This is a genomic window from Mesorhizobium sp. CA5 (assembly GCF_020165105.1).
Lineage (GTDB): Bacteria > Pseudomonadota > Alphaproteobacteria > Rhizobiales > Rhizobiaceae > Mesorhizobium.
This window is the reverse complement of sequence record NZ_JAIUHJ010000019.1, coordinates 96,688-114,513: the sequence shown is the minus strand read 5'-3', so window position 1 is coordinate 114,513 and position 17,826 is coordinate 96,688. Positions and strand designations below refer to the sequence as shown.

The window sequence follows — 17,826 nt, the reverse complement described above, 5'->3', positions numbered from 1 at the left end:
GCCTGCTTCACGCGGCGGCCTGCGAGGCGTGCTACTCGGCCTATGACGGTCGGAAACCAGTCGAGGCCGCGCACAAGACCTTTATGACTTGGGCCCGCAAGGTTGGCGTGATCGAGGACGTGCCTACAGCACCGCAGTGGATGACTGGACCAAAGATCAGCAACGCAGACCTCTTGTGAAGGGCGAAAGGCCACATCGTCAGACGCGGCTTGCGATCAAACCTGCCGGAGCGAAACGCCGCGTCAGGGTCGCGTATGTGGGACCTCGGCCCCCCTCGTCCTATCCCATAGAACCGGGGTTGACTGATGGAGGCCGCGCCGCTGCGAACGCTGTCTGTTCGGCCGGACGACTTCGCCGCTCTCATGGAAGTTCGATCTCGCCGTCCACCACGTGGGTGAGGCCAGGCAAAGCATCGAGGAAGCAGGACAGTGACGTGTGTCCTCATAGCACTAGATCCGGAGCCCGAAGGAGCCTGGTTCGGCGATTGGAAGCTATGGAACCGATCGGAATCTAGAACGCTCGGGATGTTTATTCAACGATCCCTCTGGAAGGGACATGAGCAAGACCTTGCCACGAAACGGTCGCGCAGTGCATCTTCCCAACGGCCCCATCATCACCAACGGCAAGGCATCGATGAAGGAGGTGGCCGCAGATCGCTGGCGGGTTCGGCGGGTACCCTACGAGGCGCCGGCATTCAGGCAGGCGGCCGAACCATTCATCGCCGCACCAGCGCCGGGTCGAGGAATTCCCTTTGGGTTGCTTGGGAGCCTTCCGCGGCGAAGCCGGAGATTGACCAATCCCGCGCCGAATTCGATGCGTTTGCTCGCCATTTCGAAACGCTGGCGAACGCCCTAGCTGCGGAAGCAAAACGACTGCCGAGGGCATTCCTAAGGTATCAGAATGCAACCGGGCATCCCGATGGTGGCAGTCTCCTCGGCAAGAGAGCCGGCTTTGCCGAGAATGCCGACCTCCAAACTGTCTGTCGAACATGTCCTTTGCCTGATCCTTCAGACGAGACATCTTATGTCGGTGAAGTCGGACTTGATGCCGGCCCTCGTTTCCACAAATCGCTGAATGCCCAAAAGCATCTGTTCCGCGGGGTCCACGAGCGAGGCAGAGTCGGCGCCAGCGCGGGCAGCCGCCGGCTAGATCAACCGAGCCGGGCTCGTCGTCGATCAGCTCGAGACTGATGGGCAGCATCACCCATCGCCCCACACGAGTTTCAGGTCGCCGATTGCTGCGCCCTTGGCGAAGCTCGGCACAAGCAGGCATTGTAGCCTCGCGCGACCAGCTCACGGGCAAATCGCTGCGTATGCGCCTCACCATGGCCTCTCATCTGATCGCGCTACGTCGGGTCCGCGAGGGCCGCGTATGGAGACCCACGCTACAAGAGCAGTGGCGTCGCCCGCTCGAAGACGGCCTCGAGCGACCAGTGTCGTCGGCTGCAGATCACCCACCTCGTTGGCCTCGCGCAAAGCCGTCACGACCGCGGTCGATGCATAGAGCGCCGGCATGCCTTTGGGATTGAAGCGCCCTCCATAAAGCTCGGCACCGCATCCCGACATAGGCTTGCGGGGCATACACCGGATTGAGAGCGCGGTAGAGCCGGCCCGAATAGGTGATGGCGGGGCGATGCAGCCAATTACTCACACGATGTGGAAGCGTTCGAAGCATTGGCGGCCGAACTCCGCAGTCGGTCGGCCTGTGGATAGTAACCGCCTGTTCACCATATCGCGGCAACCTGATTGAAGGTGCCCCCAACGCGCCTAGTCTACCCCTTGCGTCATTTGAGACGCACCCTCCCGCCCAAAACTGGCGGCCGACGCTTTCATGTGCGGACCCCAAATCCAGGTATGCGTCGGCCGCCGGTATCTTTTGACGGATCAGGCACCAATGACTTCTAAGCCGGCCACCGGCATGATCGTTGTGCCTCCTCGCATGTGCGCGGTCACCCCCAAGCTTGTTGACGATCTGACTAAGGATCTCCACGCAGCGCTCCCTGCCTACCGGTTTCAAATCGTGCCCGATTACATAGGCCGGCAGAGCCATGAATTCTTCGTCTTGCCGGATGGCAAGGTGCCGGATGAAGCGATCGAAGCGCTTCAGGCCGTGCTGGCTCGATATGGTGACAACTCGCCACGGTGCGCTAGTCCGCCTTTGCCGCTTCCCTAAAGGGCATGCAAAAGAAGCTCCGATCATGCGGGCAAAGTGGGCCGGTGCCCATGGCGACCTGTTAACGCCGTTCAACCGGCCGCAAATGCTCGAGCGCTTCCGCGTCCTGCAAATCGCGGCATGATCCGCTGGCCAGATATCGCCAGATTGAAAAACCGAATGAAGCCAGGTGCAGCAACCTTTCTCGCTAGAAGATAGCTTGCGTGTGGAAGTCCACGGCCGGGAGCGAAGACGTTTTTGTTACTGACGGTGATCTCTCATTTCTGGTGAAGTGTGTGGTCGTCTCGACCTCAGTTGAGCAATTTGACGATATCCTCGGCGGCGACCGGCTTGCTGAAATGATAGCCTTGTATTTCGTCGCAATTGTTCTTGCGCAGGAACGCTAGCTGCTCGTCCGTTTCGACGCCCTCGGCAATGACTCTGAGGTTCAGTTTCTGGCCGAGCGAGATCATGGCGCTGGCCACGGCCTGGTCATTCGCATCGGTGGCGAGGTCGTTGATGAATGACTTGTCGATCTTCAGGCGCGCCACCGGGAAAGTCTTGAGCGCGCTCAGGCTCGAATATCCCGTTCCGAAATCGTCGATCGAGATCTGGACACCCAGATTTTGCAGCGCGTTCATCGTGGCGACCGCCGTCTCGACATTCTGCATGATCAGACTCTCGGTCAGTTCGAGCTCAAGGTATTTCGGCTCCAGGCTGCTATTTTCCAGCGCCGCAACGACACCATTGATCAGGTTGCTCTCCTTGAATTGTCGCGCCGACACATTGACGCACATCACCATCGGCGGCAGCCCCGCGTCCTGCCAGGCCTTGTTCTGTCGGCAGGCCTCGTGCAGCACCCAGTCGCCGATTGGCACGATCAAGCCCGTCTCCTCGGCCATCGGAATGAACTTCATCGGCGAGATCAGGCCCAGCGCCGGATGCTTCCAGCGGATCAGCGCCTCGACCGCGAATACACGACCTGAGCGAAGATCGACTTGCGGCTGGTACAGGAGCGTGAATTCGGCACGCAACAACGCGTTGCGCAACTCCTCCTGCAGCAGGAATTTTTCGTGGCTGCTGGCGTTGAATTCGGGCGCGTAGAACTGAAAATTGTCGCGGCCGAGTTCCTTGGCCCGGTACATGGCCACATCGGCATTGGCCAGCAGCGCATCGGCATTCGCCCCGTCCTTGGGGTAGTTCGCCACGCCCATGCTGGCTGTCGTCCTGAGATGATGCTCGCCCAGTTGAACCGGCTCCGCGATCGCCGCACGGATCTTCTGCACCGTCGCGGCAACAAGCTCACCATCCGGGTCCTGGTCGAAAAGCACGACGACGAACTCATCGCCGCCGAGCCGCACGACGGTGTCGGTCGCCCCCACGCATTCGACCATCCGGTCGGCAACAGTTTTCAGCAGCGTGTCTCCGGCATTGTGGCCCAGCGTGTCATTAACGAGCTTGAAATTGTCGAGATCGATGAACACCACGCTCACCCAACGGTGATAGCGCTGCGCATACAGGATCGCTTGCGAAAGCCGGTCCCCGAGCAAGGCGCGATTGGGAAGCCCGGTCAGCGTGTCATGGTTGGCCATGAAGTGGATGCGGTCTTCGGCAAGCTTGCGCTCGATGGCGATGCCGGCGATACGGGTGGTGAAGTCGATGAGGCTGGTCTCGCTCTGGTCCGGCTCGCGCACTGTCATCGAATACATGGCAAAGACCCCCAGCACCGCGCCGGTATGCGACAGGATCGGCGTCGACCAGCACGAGCGGTAGCCGTACGGGGCTGCGATGTCGCGATAATCGTCCCAGAGTGGATCGCTCATCACATCGGTCACGATGACGGGTTCGCGGCGATAAGCGGCGGTGCCGCAAGACCCCACATTGGGGCCAATCTGAATGCCGTCAATGGCGCTTGCATAGTCCTTTGCCAGGCTCGGCGCCGCGCCATGGCGCAAGTGACTGCTATCCTTGTCGAGCAGGAGCACGGAGCCGAATATGCCATGCAACTGCGACTCGATGAGGCGCATGAGTCGGTCGAGCACATCCTCGAGCGTTGCGCTTGCGGCGATCATTTCCAGAATTTTCGCCTGGCCGTTTCGCAAATCGTCCGCCCGCTTGCGCTGTGTGATGTCGCGGGCGATGCCGACCAGGCCGAAGATCTCATTCTGGTCGTTGCGCAACGGCACTTTGGTCGAGGACAGCCACTTGCCGGCGCCGGCGGCATCGACAACGAATTCTTCCTCGTCGACCATCGGCTGGCCACGGCGCAAGAGGTCCAGCTCGCAGGCGCGAAACTGCCGGGCGAGCTCTGGAGCATGCAGGTCGAAATCGGTCAGGCCGATCATTTCGGCCGTTTGCCGGCCACTGTCCGCGGCAAGCGCCCGGTTAACCACGACGAAACGGCTTTCGGTATCCTTGACCCACAGATAGTCGGGAACCCAGTCGATAAGCGCCTGCAGCGAAACGCGCTCATTGGCGACCATGCGGCTGGCGGCGAGTTCGGTGAGATCTTCATGTGTCGCCACCCATCCGCCGTCGGGCATCGGCTGATGGCAGACCCGGATCGTGCGGCCGTCCTTGAGGCCGGCAGTCCAGGTTTTCGAACGGCTGCCCGCATTGATCGAGCGCGCGAAAGCGAGATAGTCCTCGCCGGTCATTGGCGATGTTCCTGCAGCGAGCCTCAGCTCGACGATTTCGCTTAGCATTGCGCCGGCATGAAGTTTTTCGGGCGCGACACGATAGATTTCCGCGTAGCGGCGGTTGCACATGATCAGCCGCTCGTCGGCGTCGAAGAAACAAATGCCTTGCGAGATGTTGTCGAGCGCCGCCTCGAAACACCGTGTCTGTGCTTGGAGCGTCGCGTTCGTGGCCCGAAGCTCGCTCTCCAGGTTCTCGTATGAGACGACTGCCAGTTTCGACAGTACAACCAGGCCCGATTCGTCCGCCGGCTCGGCAATGCGACTGGGTGATTTCGGGGCCAAACAGAGTTCCTCCGCTTCGGCCTGCGCTGCAAATACAATTGGCCGCGTGCGAGCAAAAATCCCGCACAAGTTAGTTGTGATCTACTAATTGTCTGTGAACGTCCGCAGCGAAGCCGATCGCCAGCCGGAGCCTGACGTGACGACTAACGGCATCCATGTAATTACCGACTTTGAACAAGTCTTTTACTGGTGGATAGGAAGCGAAAAGAACCTGAAACCGAAAAATCTGAGCAAAGTCGAATCGCCGCAGTCCTCCGCCAATAGGATGATTGTCTGTTGGAGTGCACCCCAAATTGGAAAAAGGATAAGGGAAGTCCTGAGAGAGGGACTGATGCAAGACGGAGATTTAGCCGGGAGGTGAAGCTAGCAGCCGCTGAGCGAATGCTGGCGGGAGAGAATGTGGCGGCCCTGACCAGAGAGCTGGGGTGGCGGGCACACAAGTTGCTGTATCACTGGCGGGCCAGTATCTGAGCGGCGGTGCAGCCGAGTTGCGATCATCTGGGCAACCCCAGAACAGCCGCGGTTGGGCGGCACCGCCGCCTGCTGATCTTCTAAGACTGCTCCTTCTTCGCTTTCGCAAAGCCGCGGTCCGTTGCGATGAACCGTTCAAGCATCGGCGCAATCAGGCGCGATGGATCGGCAGATGGCCGCCCGGTCTCGCGCCCGAGGATCTCTGCGTATTTCACCAATTCGCGATGCAGGGGCGCCGGCAGTTCCAGCGTAATCTTCACTGGCTTGTCGTCGGCGATCGCTGCGAGTTTCAACTTGGCCATGTCAACCTCCGTATGGTTCAAGGGCGAGGTCGCGGGTGACGAAGACGCGAACGGGAAACCCCGGCCGGATCGTGAGCGTCGGCGCGATAGCGAGTTGCCGCTGAACGACCTGCTGGCCTACCTGGCTGGCGCTATCGGAAGCGCCGCTTCGCACAGCACGCACGATATCGCTGTCTTGGTCAGAAGAACCGGCCTGCGCGCCAACGCTCAGAATGGTCGACAACGCCGCAGCCTTGAACAATTCGCCCCAGTGATAGTCGACGGCATCCTCCAGGCCGGCATAGCCCTGAGCGTCGGCGCCAGGCTGCCGCTCCAGCACGATGGAGCGTCCGTCGGGAAAGATCAGCCTGTTCCAGACAAGCAGCACGCGGCGCTGCCCGGAACCAATTCCGCTATCGTACTGTCCAATGATACGAGTACCTTGCGGGATGAGCAGGGAGCGGCCGGTGGGACTGTCATAGACATTTTCGGTCACCTGAGCGCTGATCTGCCCGGGAAGGTCCGAGCGGATGCCGGTAATGAGCGCGGCCGGGATCACGGCACCGGCTTGAAGCACATAGGGTGACGCGGGCGGCGTGATGTGATCCGGGGCCACGGTCCGCCGGTCAGCGGCGGCGGACAGGAAGGAAAGCTGGCGATCCTGCGCACTTGGCTGACCGTACTGACCGGCAAAGTCGTTAACAGCAGGAGCGGACGCTTCGGCGGGCCTGGGATCTCCTTGCGCTGCCTGGAAGAAGACGCGCGAGGTTCTGGCCGCTTCCTCATCGGCTCGCCGGCGCTGCTCGGCTTCGTCAATCGCGGGGCTTGCGATTGAGGGCGGCACGACCGCCTGCCCCTTGTTCTGAGCGTCGAGGATCGGCCTGCCGAGATCGCCAGGCAGCGGCGGCCCAAGGATCGGGCCGGCATAGTCGCGCGGCAGTCTTGCCAGTCCGTCGGCGGGCGGCCGATTGGCGGTTGGGTAGAGCTCCTCGCCCTGCTTGAGAGTGTTGGCATCCTGCAGAGCGTAAATCAGCGCACCGCCGACACCGAGCGAGGCGACGAGGCCGATGCCTGCGAGCATCTTGCGCGACAGACGCGTCACACGCGGCGGGTCGGCGCGAAGCCGCATGGGTTCGACGGCCATGTTCTTCTCGTTCATGGCTGCAGCGCTCCCCTCAGCGTTGCGTTCGGCAGCTTCGACGCGGCGCTGTCGCTTGGGCCCCGCCGCAGCCCATCGGTTCTTCTATCGACACGCACGATCCTGACCGCCTGCTGCCGCTTGCCGGCGCCAAGACGCAGTTCGGCCGCACCAAAAAGGCGGTCGACGATGAGCATGTTTTGATAGACGCGGCTGTTGGTGATTTCAGCCTCGCCGTCCGCGCCGATGACGAAAATCGGCGGCATCTCGCCTTGCACGATGCCGCGCGGAAACTCGATGTATACCCTGCGGCCGTCGTCGTAGGCGTTTACCGGCTTCCAAGGCGGGCTGTCGCCGGTGAGGCCATAGCGATAGTTGCGCGCCGTGACCTCCGGGATGACCGGCGTTGTGGCGACCGTCTGCAGCAGGCTCGCTTTCAGAGCCGGATAGGACCACGCAACGGCGGGCATGTAGGGCTTCGCGCCTGCCCGCAGCTCAAGCATATAGCTGCGCCGGTCCGTGGCGATGATAAGGTTCGTTGTGATGTCCGCCCGCGAGGGTTTCACCAGGACGTGGACGCGTCGGGCAATGCCGGACCCGCTTTCGGTGTCGCCGATGATCCAGCGCGCGGTGTCGCCAGCCGCGATCGGACCGTCTCCGGTCAGGCTCTCGCCCGGCTCAAGCGCGATGTCCGTTATCTGGCCAGGTGAGGCGTAGACCTGATAGAGCGCTCCTTCGCTCCATGGGTAGATCTGAATTGCGTTGTAGTAGCCCTCACGGCGCGGCTCCACGCGCGCCGCGGCGTTTGCGTTCTCGACACGGGCTGCTGGCGTTTGCCCGATGGCTCCGCCCCGCGCGGGCGCCCAGCCTGGTGGCACGCGAAGGGGTTTCGGCCTTTGGTCGGTCGCGGCGGCCGGAGCCGGCGGCAAGGGCGGAACATGGGTATCGTAGCTGATCTTCGGCGGCTTCTTCGCAGGCGTGGCGCAAGCCGCAAGCAGCGTCGTCCCCGAGACCAGCATGGCCGATAGCAGATATCTTGAGAAAGTCGTGCCGGCAACAAGACGCGATGTCCGGCTCATTGGCTCATCTCCCGCGACCAGTTGATGGCGTTGATGTAAATGCCGAGGGGATTGGCGCGAAGCCGTTCGGCGTCGCTTGGCATCTGCGTCACGATCGTCACGATCGCGGTCCAGCGCTCGGTGCCCGAACGCTGACCGTTTTCGTAGTGATGCTCCATCCAGGCGACACGAAAGGAGCCCGGCGAGGCTCTGATGACCGAAGAAACGTCCACCGCGACCTGCTGCTTGCCGACCTTGGAGAAAGGATCCGCAGCGCGAGCATAGTCGTTGAGCGCCGCAGCACCCTGATTGGTGGTCCACTCATAGGCCCGCAGCCAGTCCTGGCGGAGGATGATTGGGTCAGCGGGGATGGAGCGTACCTGCTCGACAAAGCGGGCGAGATGCCACGCGATCTGCGGATCGGTCGGCTTATAGTCGGCGGTTGCGGGCTCGATCGCTTGAGCCTGCCCCAGCTTATCGACCTGCACGACCCAAGGCACGACAGTGCCGCGGCCCGACTGCCAGACCAGTGAAGTGGCGAGCCCCGCCGACAGGATAAGCGACCCGAACGCCATGGCGCGCCAGTTGCGTGCCTGCACGCGTGCGGAGCCGATTCGTTCATCCCATATCTGCTCCGCCTTTTGATAGGGAGTTTCCGGTCGAGGGCTCTTGCCGTAGTGGACGGCGGGGCGCCTAAAGATGTTCATGGGTCATTCGCCTTCTGAAAGAGAAATCGAGGCTCCGCCGCCATGGCTGTCGCCGGCGCGCACCGCGTGGGCGGCGGTCTGGGCGCCGTGGGCGAGCCGCTGGGAACGATGCAAGCGTCTGGCCCATTCGGGCTCTCCTTGGGCGCTGGATGGCTTGCCCGCGCCGGAAGCAGCCGCCGCCGTTGACGCAGCAGCGCCGCCGATCGTTCCCATGGTCGACGAACCGCCGGTGATTTCAGCGGCCGAACCGGCGCCAGAGGCAAAGTTTGACTTGAGCGATTGACCGGTGTTTGCGGCGGCGCGCTTGAGCGGAGAGGCTGCCGCCGAAGCACCAGCGCGCGCAATGCCGCCCAAGCCGGAGGCGACGCCTGCCACGCCCGACTGGCCGGCGGCGCCAAGCATATAGGCGGCCGAACCGCCCCCAGCGAGTGACGTCCCGCCACGCACGGTTGAGGCTGCTCCCGCGAATGCGGCTGTCGCGCCTCGCGCCGCGAGGCTGGCTGCTCCGTAGCCTGCAACTGCGATGCCGCCGGCGGCAAGGCCAGTCCCGACAGCCGCACCGGCGCCGAGCTGCGGTCCACCCGCGACGAGGCCGTTGGCAATGCCGGGACCGAAGATGCCGAGGCCAAGCAGCGACAGCGCAGCCAGCACGATCGCCATGGCCTGGTCAATGGTGGGGTTCTCGCCGCCGAAGCCTTGGGTGAATTCGCCGAAGAGCGTGGATCCGATGCCGATGACCACGGCAAGCACCAGAACCTTGATGCCGGACGAGATGACGTTGCCTAGCACGCGTTCGGCCATGAAGGCCGTCTTGCCGAAGAGGCCGAAGGGGATCAGCACGAAGCCGGCCAGCGTCGCCAGCTTGAACTCGATCAGCGTCACAAAGAGCTGCACCGCCAGGATGAAGAAGGCGAGCAGGACGAGCGCCCAGGCAAAGAGCAGGCAAGCGATCTGGATGAAGTTTTCAAAAAAGGAGATGTAGCCCATCAAACCGGAGATCGCCTCAAGCAATGGTCGTCCGGCGTCGAGGCCGGTTTGCGCCACCTTGCCCGGGTGCAGCAGGTCCTGTGCCGAGAAGCCGGTTCCACTCGCCTTGAGACCAAGACCCGAGAAACTCTCGAAGACGATTTGGGCGACGCCGTTCCAATTCGAAATCAGATAGGCGAAGACACCGACGAAGAGCGTCTTCTTGACGAGCCGCGCAAGGATGTCGTCATCGGCGCCCCAGCTCCAGAAGAGCGCGGCAAGTGTCACGTCAATGACGATCAGCGTGGTGGCGACGAAGGCGACCTCGCCGCCGAGCAGGCCGAAGCCGCTATCGATATAGCGGGTGAAGGTGGCCAGGAATTGGTCGATGACGCCGGTGTTGCCCATGTCTACCGGGCCCCGTGCAGGGCAGCATCCGGCGATTGCGAAGCGGCCGCCTCGCTTGTCGAACTGCCCGACGCATTTTCGAGACCGAGGAAGCGATCACGCTGTTCGGCCCACAGCCGCGCACATCCTTCGTCACGCAGGGCAGCCTCGCCGAGGGCCTGGCAGCGGCGCAGGCCATCGCGGAGCGGATGCGGCGCCGAGGCCGCCGGTATATGCGGGCCCTCCCCCACCGACTTGTCTTCCTTACGGCTCATCTCGAGCGCCGTCGCCGTCATGGCGACGGCGACGAAGACGACCGCCACGATGCGAGCGAGGGTTTTGCCGTCCATGGCGATCGACCTCAGCGGTTGAACATCTGGACCGAGCCGGCCTGGTAGCCGGAGCCTGGGGTCAGGAAGCGGCGGCGTTGCTCACGGCCCTGATCGACCGCGGCAGCGCGTTCGGCTTCGGTCAGCGCCTGGGCGCGACCATTGGCGGCCACCAGGGCTGTCAGGTCCGCAAGCTGCTGACCCTGAAGCGCAAGCAACTGGTTGCCAGCTTGCGTCGCCTGCAGCGCACCGGTCGCCGATTGGCTGGCGCCGACCAACGCCGACATCTGCGCGCGGCCGGTGTCGATGTTTGAGACGACACCCGCCTGGACGCGCATTGCGTCCTGGAGGCCGCCCACTGTGTTTTGCCAGCGCGAGCGCGCATCAGCGACGAGTTGCTGGTCGGAAGCAGAAAGCGAGGCGCTGCTGTATTGCTGCTGAAATGCCTTGTCGATCTGCTGGACGTCGAAGGCGATGTTCTTTGCTTCACCGAGAAGCTGTTGCGTGCGCTGCACCGACTGTTGCAGTTGCTGCAGTGAGGACAAAGGCAGGCTCGCCAGGTTGCGCGCCTGGTTGATCAGCATCTGGGCCTGGTTCTGAAGTGAGGTGATCTGGTTCGTGATCTGCTGCAGCGAGCGCGCGGCCGTCAGGACATTCTGCGAATAGTTCGATGGATCAAACACGATGAAGGCATGCGCTGGCGCAGTCATCATCGGCGAGATCGCGATCGGCGTGGCGAGCGTCGCCGCGACCAGAAGAAGGACACGCCGGCGGCTTTGATGAACAGTCATGGTCTGGGATCCTTTTCAGGTTCGTGAACGGTGAGGTTGGGAATGAGGTCGGCGGCCCAGCCGACGTCGCGGGCACGCAGCCAGGCCGACAGGAAGCCGTCGCGGCCATGCTCGGCGATGATGCTGCCGATCAGGGTCTGATCGCTCTTGGAGGACGCGGCGCAAAGCGCAAGCCCGACCTCGGACAGGCCGAGCTCGAAGAGACGGTTGCCGCGACGGGACTGGCAGTAATAATCGCGCTTGGGTGTGGCTCGCGCCAGGATCTCGATCTGGCGGTCGTTCAGGCCGAAGCGGCGATAGATCGCGGTAATTTGCGGCTCAATCGCCCGTTCATTGGGCAACAGCAGCCGGGTTGGACAGCTTTCGATGATCGCCGGCGCGATAGCCGAATTGTCGATGTCGGAGAGTGACTGGGTGGCGAAGACGACGCTGGCATTCTTCTTGCGAAGCGTCTTCAGCCATTCGCGCAACTGCCCGGCGAACGCGTCATCGTCGAGCGCAAGCCAGCCTTCGTCGATGATGAGCAGTGTCGGACGACCGTCGAGCCGGTCGCCGATGCGATGAAACAGATAGGACAGGACGGCCGGCGCGGCCGGCGTGCCCACCAGGCCTTCGATTTCGAACGCCTGCACGGATGCCTGGCCGAGGTGTTCGGCCTCTGCGTCGAGCAGCCGGCCGTTCGGGCCACCAACACAGTAAGGGCGAAGCGCCTGTTTCAGGTCATTGGCCTGCAGAAGCACGCTGAGCCCCGTGATGGTGCGCTCCTCGACCGGGGCCGAGGCCAGCGAGGTCAGCGCCGCCCAGATATGCTCCTTTGCGTCCGGCGTGATCTGGATGCCCTCTCGCGTCAGGATCGCGACGATCCAGTCGGCCGCCCAGGCGCGCTCGTACGTGTCGTGAACGCGGGCGAGCGGCTGCAGCGCAACGGAAGCCTCCATGCCTTCGGTGAGATGACCCCCGAGATCGTGCCAGTCGCCGCCCATGGCGAGCGTCGCCGCGCGGATCGAGCCGCCGAAGTCGAAGGCGAAGATCTGAGCCTTGCGGTAGCGGCAGAATTGCAGCGCCATCAACGCCAGCAGCACCGACTTGCCGGCACCGGTCGGGCCGACGACCAGCGTGTGACCGACGTCGCCGACATGAAGAACCAACCGGAACGGGGTCGAGCCTTCGGTCTTGCCGTAAAGCAAGGGAGGACTGACCAGATGCTCGTCCCGTTCCGGCCCCGCCCACACGGCAGAAAGGGGGATCATGTGGGCGAGATTGAGCGTCGAGATAGGCGGCTGACGGACATTGGCATAGGCGTGCCCGGGCAACGAGCCGAGCCAGGCGTCGACGGCGTTGACGGTCTCGACAATGGCCGTGAAGTCGCGGCCCTGGATGATTTTCTCGACAAGCCGCAGTTTCTCGTCGGCCACGCGCGGGTCGCAATCCCATATGGCGACGGTGGCGGTGACATAGGCCATGCCAGCCATGTCGGCGCCGAGCTCCTGCAACGCCGTGTCGGCATCGGCCGCCTTGTTGGCGGCGTCAGTGTCGAGGAGTGCTGATGCCTCGTTGGTCATCACCTCCTTCAGGATCGAGGCGATGCTCTTGCGCTTGGCGAACCATTGCCGCCGTATCCTGGTCAAAAGGCGGACAGCGTCGACCTTGTCGAGCAGGATCGCGCGGGTCGACCAACGGTACGGGAAGGCCAGCCTGTTGAGGTCATCAAGCAGGCCGGGTGTCGTGGCGGTCGGGAAGCCGACGATGGTGAGCACGCGAAGATGCTTGTCGCCAAGCCGCGGTTCGAGCCCGCCGGCAAGCGGCTCGTCGGCCAGCAGCGCATCGAGATAGATCGGGGTCTCGGGGACGCGCACCCGATGGCGCCTGGTCGAGATGGTCGAATGCAGGTAGGTCAGCGTTTGGCCGTCATCGAGCCAGTGGCATTCAGGCATGAAGCCGTCGAGCAGGGACAGCACACGCTCAGTGCGATCGACAAAGGCGCGGACGATCTCGCCCGGATCCGCGCCCGACTGGTCGCGACCCTCATAAAGCCAGCCCTCGGCGCGCGTGGCGTCTTCGGGCGGCGGCAGGAACAGGAATGTGAGAAAGTAGCTCGATACGAAATGAACCCCCTCCTCGTCGAAGTCGGCTTTGCGCTCGGCATCGAGCAGGCCAGAGGCCGCATTGGGAAACTGGCTCTCGGGATAAGAAGCCGCTTCGTGCCGCTGCGCTTCGACGAAGATGCTCCAGCCAGAGCCGAGGCGACGAAAGGCATTGTTGATGCGCGATGTCACCGCAACAAGTTCCGCCGCTACGGCGGAGTCGAGATCGGGTCCGCGAAACCTCGCGGTGCGCTGAAAGCTGCCGTCCTTGTTGAGCACGACCCCGGGAGCGACGAGTGCCGCCCAAGGCAGAAAGTCGGCAAGGCGAGCAGCAGTCCGGCGGTATTCGGCAAGGCTCATCATAGCGGCGCCCTCAAACCGACAGATGCCCGGGCAGCCGCAGGTGCCGGCGTCCGACTTCGAAAAAAAGCGGATCGCGCCTGGCAGCCCATACCGCCGTAAAATGTCCGATTGCCCATATGAGAAGACCGACCAGCCAGAGCCGCAGCCCAAGACCGACGGCGCCCGCCAGCGTGCCATTCAGGATCGCGATTGCACGCGGCGCGCCCCCGAGCAGTATCTGCTCGGTCAACGCCCGGTGCACGGGCACCGTCCACCCCGGCACTGCGTCGAGCTGTTCAAAAGCGGTTGTCATCAGATCAACGCTCCGCCGCCGAACGAGAAGAACGATAGGAAAAAGCTCGACGCAGCGAAGGCGATCGAAAGCCCGAAAACGATCTGGATCAGCCGCCTGAAGCCACCCGAACTGTCGCCGAAGGCCAGCGTCAGGCCGGTGACGATGATGATGATGACGGCGATGATCTTGGATACCGGTCCCTCGACCGACTGCAGGATCTTCTCGAGTGGCTGTTCCCACGGCATCGAGGAGCCCGACGCGAGGGCGACCGGCGCGACCATGAGGTTGAAGGCAATGGCGGCGCCGACCGCGGCCAGGCTGGCCTGGCAGCGCGAAAGCAGGCGGATCATGAAATGTCTCCTGTGTTGATCGGTGTGGCTTCAGCGATGCGATAGTCGCCATCGGGGCCAAGACCCTCGACCCTGACCAGTTCGACAAGCCGTCGCGCGGCGCCGCGTCCGGCGAGCACGGCGACGAGACCGATGGTGTCGGCGATCAGCGCACGCGGCACAGTGACGACGACCTCCTGGATCAGCTGTTCAAGTCGGCGCAGAGCGCCAATACCAGAGCCCGCATGAAGGGTGCCGATGCCACCGGGATGCCCGGTGCCCCATGCCTTCAAGAGGTCCAGCGCTTCGGCGCCGCGAACCTCGCCGATCGGAATGCGATCGGGCCGCAGGCGCAGCGAGGAACGAACCAGGTCCGAAAGCGTGGCTACGCCATCCTTGGTGCGCATCGCGACGAGGTTGGGGGCGGCACATTGCAGTTCGCGGGTGTCCTCGATGATGACGACCCGGTCCGTCCCTTTCGCCACTTCGGCAAGCAGCGCGTTGGTCAAAGTCGTCTTGCCCGTCGACGTGCCGCCGGCAACAAGGATGTTCGCGCGACCAGCAACGGCGGCGCGCAACATAGCAGCGTGGCCACAAGTCATGATGCCCGCCGCGACATAGTCATCGAGCGTGAACACGGCGACCGCGGGCTTGCGGATCGCGAAGGCCGGGGCGGCGACCACGGGCGGCAGCAGGCCCTCGAAACGCTCGCCGGTTTGCGGCAACTCGGCCGAGACGCGCGGGGAACGGGAATGGACCTCGGCGCCGACATGATGGGCGACCAGGCGCACGATCCGCTCGCCAGCGGCAGGCGCGAGCATCTCCCCCGTATCGGCAAGGCCCTCCGTGAGCCGATCCACCCAGATGCGGCCATCCGGATTCAGCATGACCTCGACGATCGCGGGATCGTCCAGGAACCGGGCGATGGCGGGCCCGAGCGCGGTGCGCAGCATACGCGAGCTGCGCGAACGTGCTTCGGTGTCGTTGTGCAAGATAGCCATCCTGTCCCCGTTTGGGTGCGGGAACTCATCGAGCAGTTCCCGGTCGGGATGAGCAAAAGAGGCCTGAAGCAGCCCGATTCAACAGCTTTCGACCGCCGTCGTAGCGCAGCGAGCAAAAACCGGCGAACGGCGGCGCAGAGCTCAGGAAGTTTTATGCCGGCGTATCGCGGCGTTCCAACATCGGCAGAATGTGAACTGACGCAATGATACGTACATGTTTATTGACACACGACTCTCACCGGGATTATGAAATCTCCTGGCAGGGGCGGCGATCGCCCTTTCCACGGCGCGGAGGATTGTCATGCGGTTTGGTCCGGAAGGCTCGGTTTCGCGGCGCCAGACAGCCGCTTCCAAATATGCTCGAAGCGCTCCGAGAGTCGCTACGCCGCGCCCCTTGATGGCAAGGGGCGGCGAAGCTTCATGAGCATGCTCGACATCTGGCTTGGGATCCTGCAAGGGCTGCGTATAACGGCAGCGGTCACCGCCTATGGCTTGCTCTTCGCGGTGCCCTTCGCGCTTGTTTTCGGTGTCGCTCAGTTTGTGACGACCGGCTTGACGCGCTTCCTGGTCACGGCAGTAATTGAATTCTGGCGCAGTTCGGCGGTCGTCGTCCTGCTCTTCGTCTTCTACTACGTTCTGCCGGTCATGGGGGTCACCCTGTCGGCGATGACCGTCAGTGCGTTGGTGCTCGGCCTCAATAGCGGCGGCTACGCCAGCCAAGCGGTGCGGGCCGGGCTCCAATCTCTTCCTGCCGGCCAACGCGAGGCTGGAATGGCGCTCGGCCTCTCGCGCCCGGCGATCCTGCTTCTGATCGAGCTGCCCCAGGCGTTGGTCGCCATGAGTCCCACATTCGTCAACAACCTTATTCAGCTCGTCAAGGCGACTTCCCTTGTCTCGTTGGTCACTTTGACGGACATGACCTTCCGCGCCAAGGAAATCTCGCAGACCGAATACGACCCGGTCGCGATATATTCGGCGTTGCTGCTAGCCTTCTTCGTCGTCTGTTATCCGATCGCGCTCGCCGGCCGCTGGCTCGAGGCGCGGGTCAATCCCGAAAGAGGAGCGCCTCGTGGGATTTAACCTCGACTTCGCGCTCTCGACCATCCCGATCATAATCGGTGCGATCGGGACTACCTTGCTCGCAACGGTCTTGAGTTGCCTCGGTGCGTCGGCGCTTGGCTTCACTTTCGAAATGATCCGGCGCGGGGGCGGCGCGCCCGGCCTCGCCGTGCGCTTCCTGATCGACTTCATCCGCTCGACGCCGGTCTTGGCCTGGCTTTATTTCCTGTATTTCGTCCTGCCCTTCTACGGGATCAGGCTTGGCGCCATGACGGTGGGCGTATTGGGGCTAAGCCTGTACTACAGCGGTTATCTGGCGGAGGTGTTCAAGGCGGGCATCGACGCTATTCCGAGGGGCCAGCAGGAAGCAGCCAGAGCCCTGTCGCTCACCCGCCGCGACACGGTCATCTTCGTCATCGCACCCCAGATGCTGCGCAACATCGCCGCGCCCCTGGGCAACTACCTGGTTTCGATCCTTAAGGCGACGCCTTATCTCGCGATCCTGGCGGTGCCGGAAATGCTCGGGCGCGCCTTCGATATCGCTTCCGAGACCTATCGCTACGCGGAGCCGCTGACCGTCGCCGGCGTTCTGTTTCTCGCCCTGGCGCTGATCGTTTCTTATGGGGTGAAGCGCATGGAGAAGCTCCTGCTTGCGAGCGGGCTCCGCTGATGCTCGACCGACGCGCGCCTGCGACCTCGACGCTTCAATCCTCCCCGCTCGTGCGGATCGACGGTCTCAACAAGTGGTTCGGTGCCCTGCACGTTTTGAAAGACATCGACCTGACCTTACGGCCGGGTGCGCGCGTCGTCGTCTGCGGACCCTCCGGGTCCGGCAAGTCGACATTGATACGCTGCATCAACGGTCTTGAGCGTTTCCAAAAGGGGACGATAGAGTTTGAAGGCGGAAGTCTGGGAAAAAGCGATCGCGATGCCGCGATGGCGCGCCGCCTGACAGGCATGGTGTTCCAAAGCTTCAATCTCTTCCCTCACCTCACCGTGCTTGCCAACTGCACGCTGGCGCTGCGCCGGGTCCTCTTGAAGTCGGCGCATGAGGCCGAAGAGATCGCCATGCGGCATCTGACGGCGGTGCACATCCCCGAAAAGGCGCGCGCCTATCCGGCCCAGCTGTCGGGCGGCCAACAGCAGCGAGCGGCGATCGCGCGCGCTCTGTGCCTAGATCCCCGTATCATGCTGTTCGATGAACCCACCTCCGCGCTCGACCCGGAAATGATCAAGGAAGTGCTCGACGTCATGATCGCGCTCGCGAAAACCGGCGTGACCATGGTCTGCGTGACGCACGAAATGGGATTTGCCCGCGAAGTCGCGGATGAGATCGTTTTCATGGACGAAGGCCGCATCGTCGAGCACGCGTCTTCCAGTGATTTCTTCTCTAGCGCCGCTCATCCGCGCGCCAAGCTGTTCCTGGATACCATCCTAAGCCATTGAGAGCCGATGC

At 63.1% G+C, this 17,826-nt stretch carries 18 protein-coding genes; 5 read left to right on the top strand and 13 right to left on the bottom strand.

Annotation, left to right across the window (positions count from 1 at the left end):
- Nucleotides 1–555: 555 nt before the first annotated feature.
- Complete coding sequence (locus tag LB529_RS22835; protein WP_224634394.1) at nucleotides 556–855, top strand: hypothetical protein; 300 nt, start codon at nucleotides 556–558, stop codon at nucleotides 853–855.
- A 464-nt stretch (nucleotides 856–1,319) separates the two neighbouring features.
- Here LB529_RS22835 and LB529_RS29055 read toward each other — a convergent pair whose 3' ends face one another.
- On the bottom strand, nucleotides 1,320–1,514 hold the full coding sequence (locus tag LB529_RS29055; protein ID WP_263483784.1) for a hypothetical protein: 195 nt from the start codon (nucleotides 1,512–1,514) through the stop codon (nucleotides 1,320–1,322).
- Between the two features lie 948 nt (nucleotides 1,515–2,462).
- A complete protein-coding gene (locus LB529_RS22820; protein ID WP_224638688.1) occupies nucleotides 2,463–5,132 on the bottom strand; it encodes an EAL domain-containing protein in 2,670 nt (889 codons plus the stop codon).
- 276 nt (nucleotides 5,133–5,408) lie between these two features.
- On the opposite strand from LB529_RS22820, the gene LB529_RS29240 reads away from it, so the two are divergent.
- Entirely contained in the window at nucleotides 5,409–5,603 is a 195-nt protein-coding gene (locus tag LB529_RS29240; RefSeq protein ID WP_224638690.1) for a transposase, read from the top strand.
- A gap of 80 nt (nucleotides 5,604–5,683) precedes the next feature.
- Here the strand turns inward: LB529_RS29240 and LB529_RS22810 are convergent, their stop codons facing one another.
- The 11 genes from LB529_RS22810 to trbB are packed head-to-tail and all read right to left on the bottom strand — an operon-like array spanning nucleotide 5,684 to nucleotide 15,311.
- Entirely contained in the window at nucleotides 5,684–5,905 is a 222-nt protein-coding gene (locus tag LB529_RS22810; protein WP_224712367.1) for a DUF2274 domain-containing protein, read from the bottom strand.
- A 1-nt stretch (nucleotide 5,906) separates the two neighbouring features.
- Complete coding sequence (locus tag LB529_RS22805; protein WP_224638695.1) at nucleotides 5,907–7,043, bottom strand: TrbI/VirB10 family protein; 1,137 nt, start codon at nucleotides 7,041–7,043, stop codon at nucleotides 5,907–5,909.
- A complete protein-coding gene (trbG, locus tag LB529_RS22800; protein WP_224638697.1) occupies nucleotides 7,040–8,101 on the bottom strand; it encodes a P-type conjugative transfer protein TrbG in 1,062 nt (353 codons plus the stop codon). Before trbG ends, LB529_RS22805 begins: the two co-directional genes overlap by 4 nt.
- Complete coding sequence (gene trbF, locus LB529_RS22795) at nucleotides 8,098–8,787, bottom strand: conjugal transfer protein TrbF (protein ID WP_224638698.1); 690 nt, start codon at nucleotides 8,785–8,787, stop codon at nucleotides 8,098–8,100. Before trbF ends, trbG begins: the two co-directional genes overlap by 4 nt.
- A 3-nt stretch (nucleotides 8,788–8,790) precedes the next feature.
- On the bottom strand, nucleotides 8,791–10,161 hold the full coding sequence (gene trbL, locus LB529_RS22790) for a P-type conjugative transfer protein TrbL (RefSeq protein ID WP_224638700.1): 1,371 nt from the start codon (nucleotides 10,159–10,161) through the stop codon (nucleotides 8,791–8,793).
- A gap of 2 nt (nucleotides 10,162–10,163) precedes the next feature.
- On the bottom strand, nucleotides 10,164–10,490 hold the full coding sequence (gene trbK-alt / locus LB529_RS22785) for a putative entry exclusion protein TrbK-alt (RefSeq protein ID WP_224638702.1): 327 nt from the start codon (nucleotides 10,488–10,490) through the stop codon (nucleotides 10,164–10,166).
- Between the two features lie 11 nt (nucleotides 10,491–10,501).
- Nucleotides 10,502–11,260, bottom strand: a complete 759-nt coding sequence (gene trbJ, locus LB529_RS22780) for a P-type conjugative transfer protein TrbJ (protein WP_224638703.1) — start codon at nucleotides 11,258–11,260, stop codon at nucleotides 10,502–10,504.
- Nucleotides 11,257–13,707: a conjugal transfer protein TrbE gene (trbE, locus tag LB529_RS22775; RefSeq protein ID WP_224638715.1), complete on the bottom strand. Its 2,451-nt coding sequence runs from the start codon at nucleotides 13,705–13,707 to the stop codon at nucleotides 11,257–11,259. The genes trbJ and trbE overlap by 4 nt, the downstream gene beginning before the upstream one ends.
- A 10-nt stretch (nucleotides 13,708–13,717) precedes the next feature.
- Entirely contained in the window at nucleotides 13,718–13,999 is a 282-nt protein-coding gene (locus LB529_RS22770; RefSeq protein ID WP_019863699.1) for a VirB3 family type IV secretion system protein, read from the bottom strand.
- Nucleotides 13,999–14,331, bottom strand: a complete 333-nt coding sequence (locus tag LB529_RS22765; protein ID WP_140845533.1) for a TrbC/VirB2 family protein — start codon at nucleotides 14,329–14,331, stop codon at nucleotides 13,999–14,001. The genes LB529_RS22770 and LB529_RS22765 overlap by 1 nt, the downstream gene beginning before the upstream one ends.
- Nucleotides 14,328–15,311, bottom strand: a complete 984-nt coding sequence (trbB, locus tag LB529_RS22760; protein WP_224712366.1) for a P-type conjugative transfer ATPase TrbB — start codon at nucleotides 15,309–15,311, stop codon at nucleotides 14,328–14,330. The genes LB529_RS22765 and trbB overlap by 4 nt, the downstream gene beginning before the upstream one ends.
- A 420-nt stretch (nucleotides 15,312–15,731) precedes the next feature.
- Between trbB and LB529_RS22755 the strand changes: the two genes are divergently transcribed.
- The 3 genes from LB529_RS22755 to LB529_RS22745 are packed head-to-tail and all read left to right on the top strand — an operon-like array spanning nucleotide 15,732 to nucleotide 17,816.
- Nucleotides 15,732–16,391: an amino acid ABC transporter permease gene (locus LB529_RS22755; protein WP_224532325.1), complete on the top strand. Its 660-nt coding sequence runs from the start codon at nucleotides 15,732–15,734 to the stop codon at nucleotides 16,389–16,391.
- A complete protein-coding gene (ehuD, locus tag LB529_RS22750) occupies nucleotides 16,381–17,040 on the top strand; it encodes an ectoine/hydroxyectoine ABC transporter permease subunit EhuD (protein ID WP_224638719.1) in 660 nt (219 codons plus the stop codon). Before LB529_RS22755 ends, ehuD begins: the two co-directional genes overlap by 11 nt.
- Nucleotides 17,040–17,816, top strand: a complete 777-nt coding sequence (locus LB529_RS22745; RefSeq protein ID WP_224638721.1) for an amino acid ABC transporter ATP-binding protein — start codon at nucleotides 17,040–17,042, stop codon at nucleotides 17,814–17,816. The genes ehuD and LB529_RS22745 overlap by 1 nt, the downstream gene beginning before the upstream one ends.
- The last annotated feature ends 10 nt before the right edge of the window (nucleotides 17,817–17,826 follow it).

Excerpts from the sequence above, each read along its gene's own strand:
- trbK-alt (WP_224638702.1), bottom strand. The coding sequence starts at position 10,490 with ATGGACGGCAAAACCCTCGCTCGCATCGTGGCGGTCGTCTTCGTCGCC.
- trbJ (WP_224638703.1), bottom strand. The coding sequence starts at position 11,260 with ATGACTGTTCATCAAAGCCGCCGGCGTGTCCTTCTTCTGGTCGCGGCG.
- trbL (WP_224638700.1), bottom strand. The coding sequence starts at position 10,161 with ATGGGCAACACCGGCGTCATCGACCAATTCCTGGCCACCTTCACCCGC.
- trbE (WP_224638715.1), bottom strand. The coding sequence starts at position 13,707 with ATGATGAGCCTTGCCGAATACCGCCGGACTGCTGCTCGCCTTGCCGAC.
- LB529_RS29055 (WP_263483784.1), bottom strand. The coding sequence starts at position 1,514 with ATGCCGGCGCTCTATGCATCGACCGCGGTCGTGACGGCTTTGCGCGAG.
- trbG (WP_224638697.1), bottom strand. The coding sequence starts at position 8,101 with ATGAGCCGGACATCGCGTCTTGTTGCCGGCACGACTTTCTCAAGATAT.
- LB529_RS22755 (WP_224532325.1), top strand. The coding sequence starts at position 15,732 with ATGAGCATGCTCGACATCTGGCTTGGGATCCTGCAAGGGCTGCGTATA.
- LB529_RS22835 (WP_224634394.1), top strand. The coding sequence starts at position 556 with ATGAGCAAGACCTTGCCACGAAACGGTCGCGCAGTGCATCTTCCCAAC.
- LB529_RS22805 (WP_224638695.1), bottom strand. The coding sequence starts at position 7,043 with ATGAACGAGAAGAACATGGCCGTCGAACCCATGCGGCTTCGCGCCGAC.
- trbB (WP_224712366.1), bottom strand. The coding sequence starts at position 15,311 with ATGGCTATCTTGCACAACGACACCGAAGCACGTTCGCGCAGCTCGCGT.
- LB529_RS22770 (WP_019863699.1), bottom strand. The coding sequence starts at position 13,999 with ATGACAACCGCTTTTGAACAGCTCGACGCAGTGCCGGGGTGGACGGTG.
- LB529_RS22810 (WP_224712367.1), bottom strand. The coding sequence starts at position 5,905 with ATGGCCAAGTTGAAACTCGCAGCGATCGCCGACGACAAGCCAGTGAAG.
- trbF (WP_224638698.1), bottom strand. The coding sequence starts at position 8,787 with ATGAACATCTTTAGGCGCCCCGCCGTCCACTACGGCAAGAGCCCTCGA.
- LB529_RS22765 (WP_140845533.1), bottom strand. The coding sequence starts at position 14,331 with ATGATCCGCCTGCTTTCGCGCTGCCAGGCCAGCCTGGCCGCGGTCGGC.
- LB529_RS22745 (WP_224638721.1), top strand. The coding sequence starts at position 17,040 with ATGCTCGACCGACGCGCGCCTGCGACCTCGACGCTTCAATCCTCCCCG.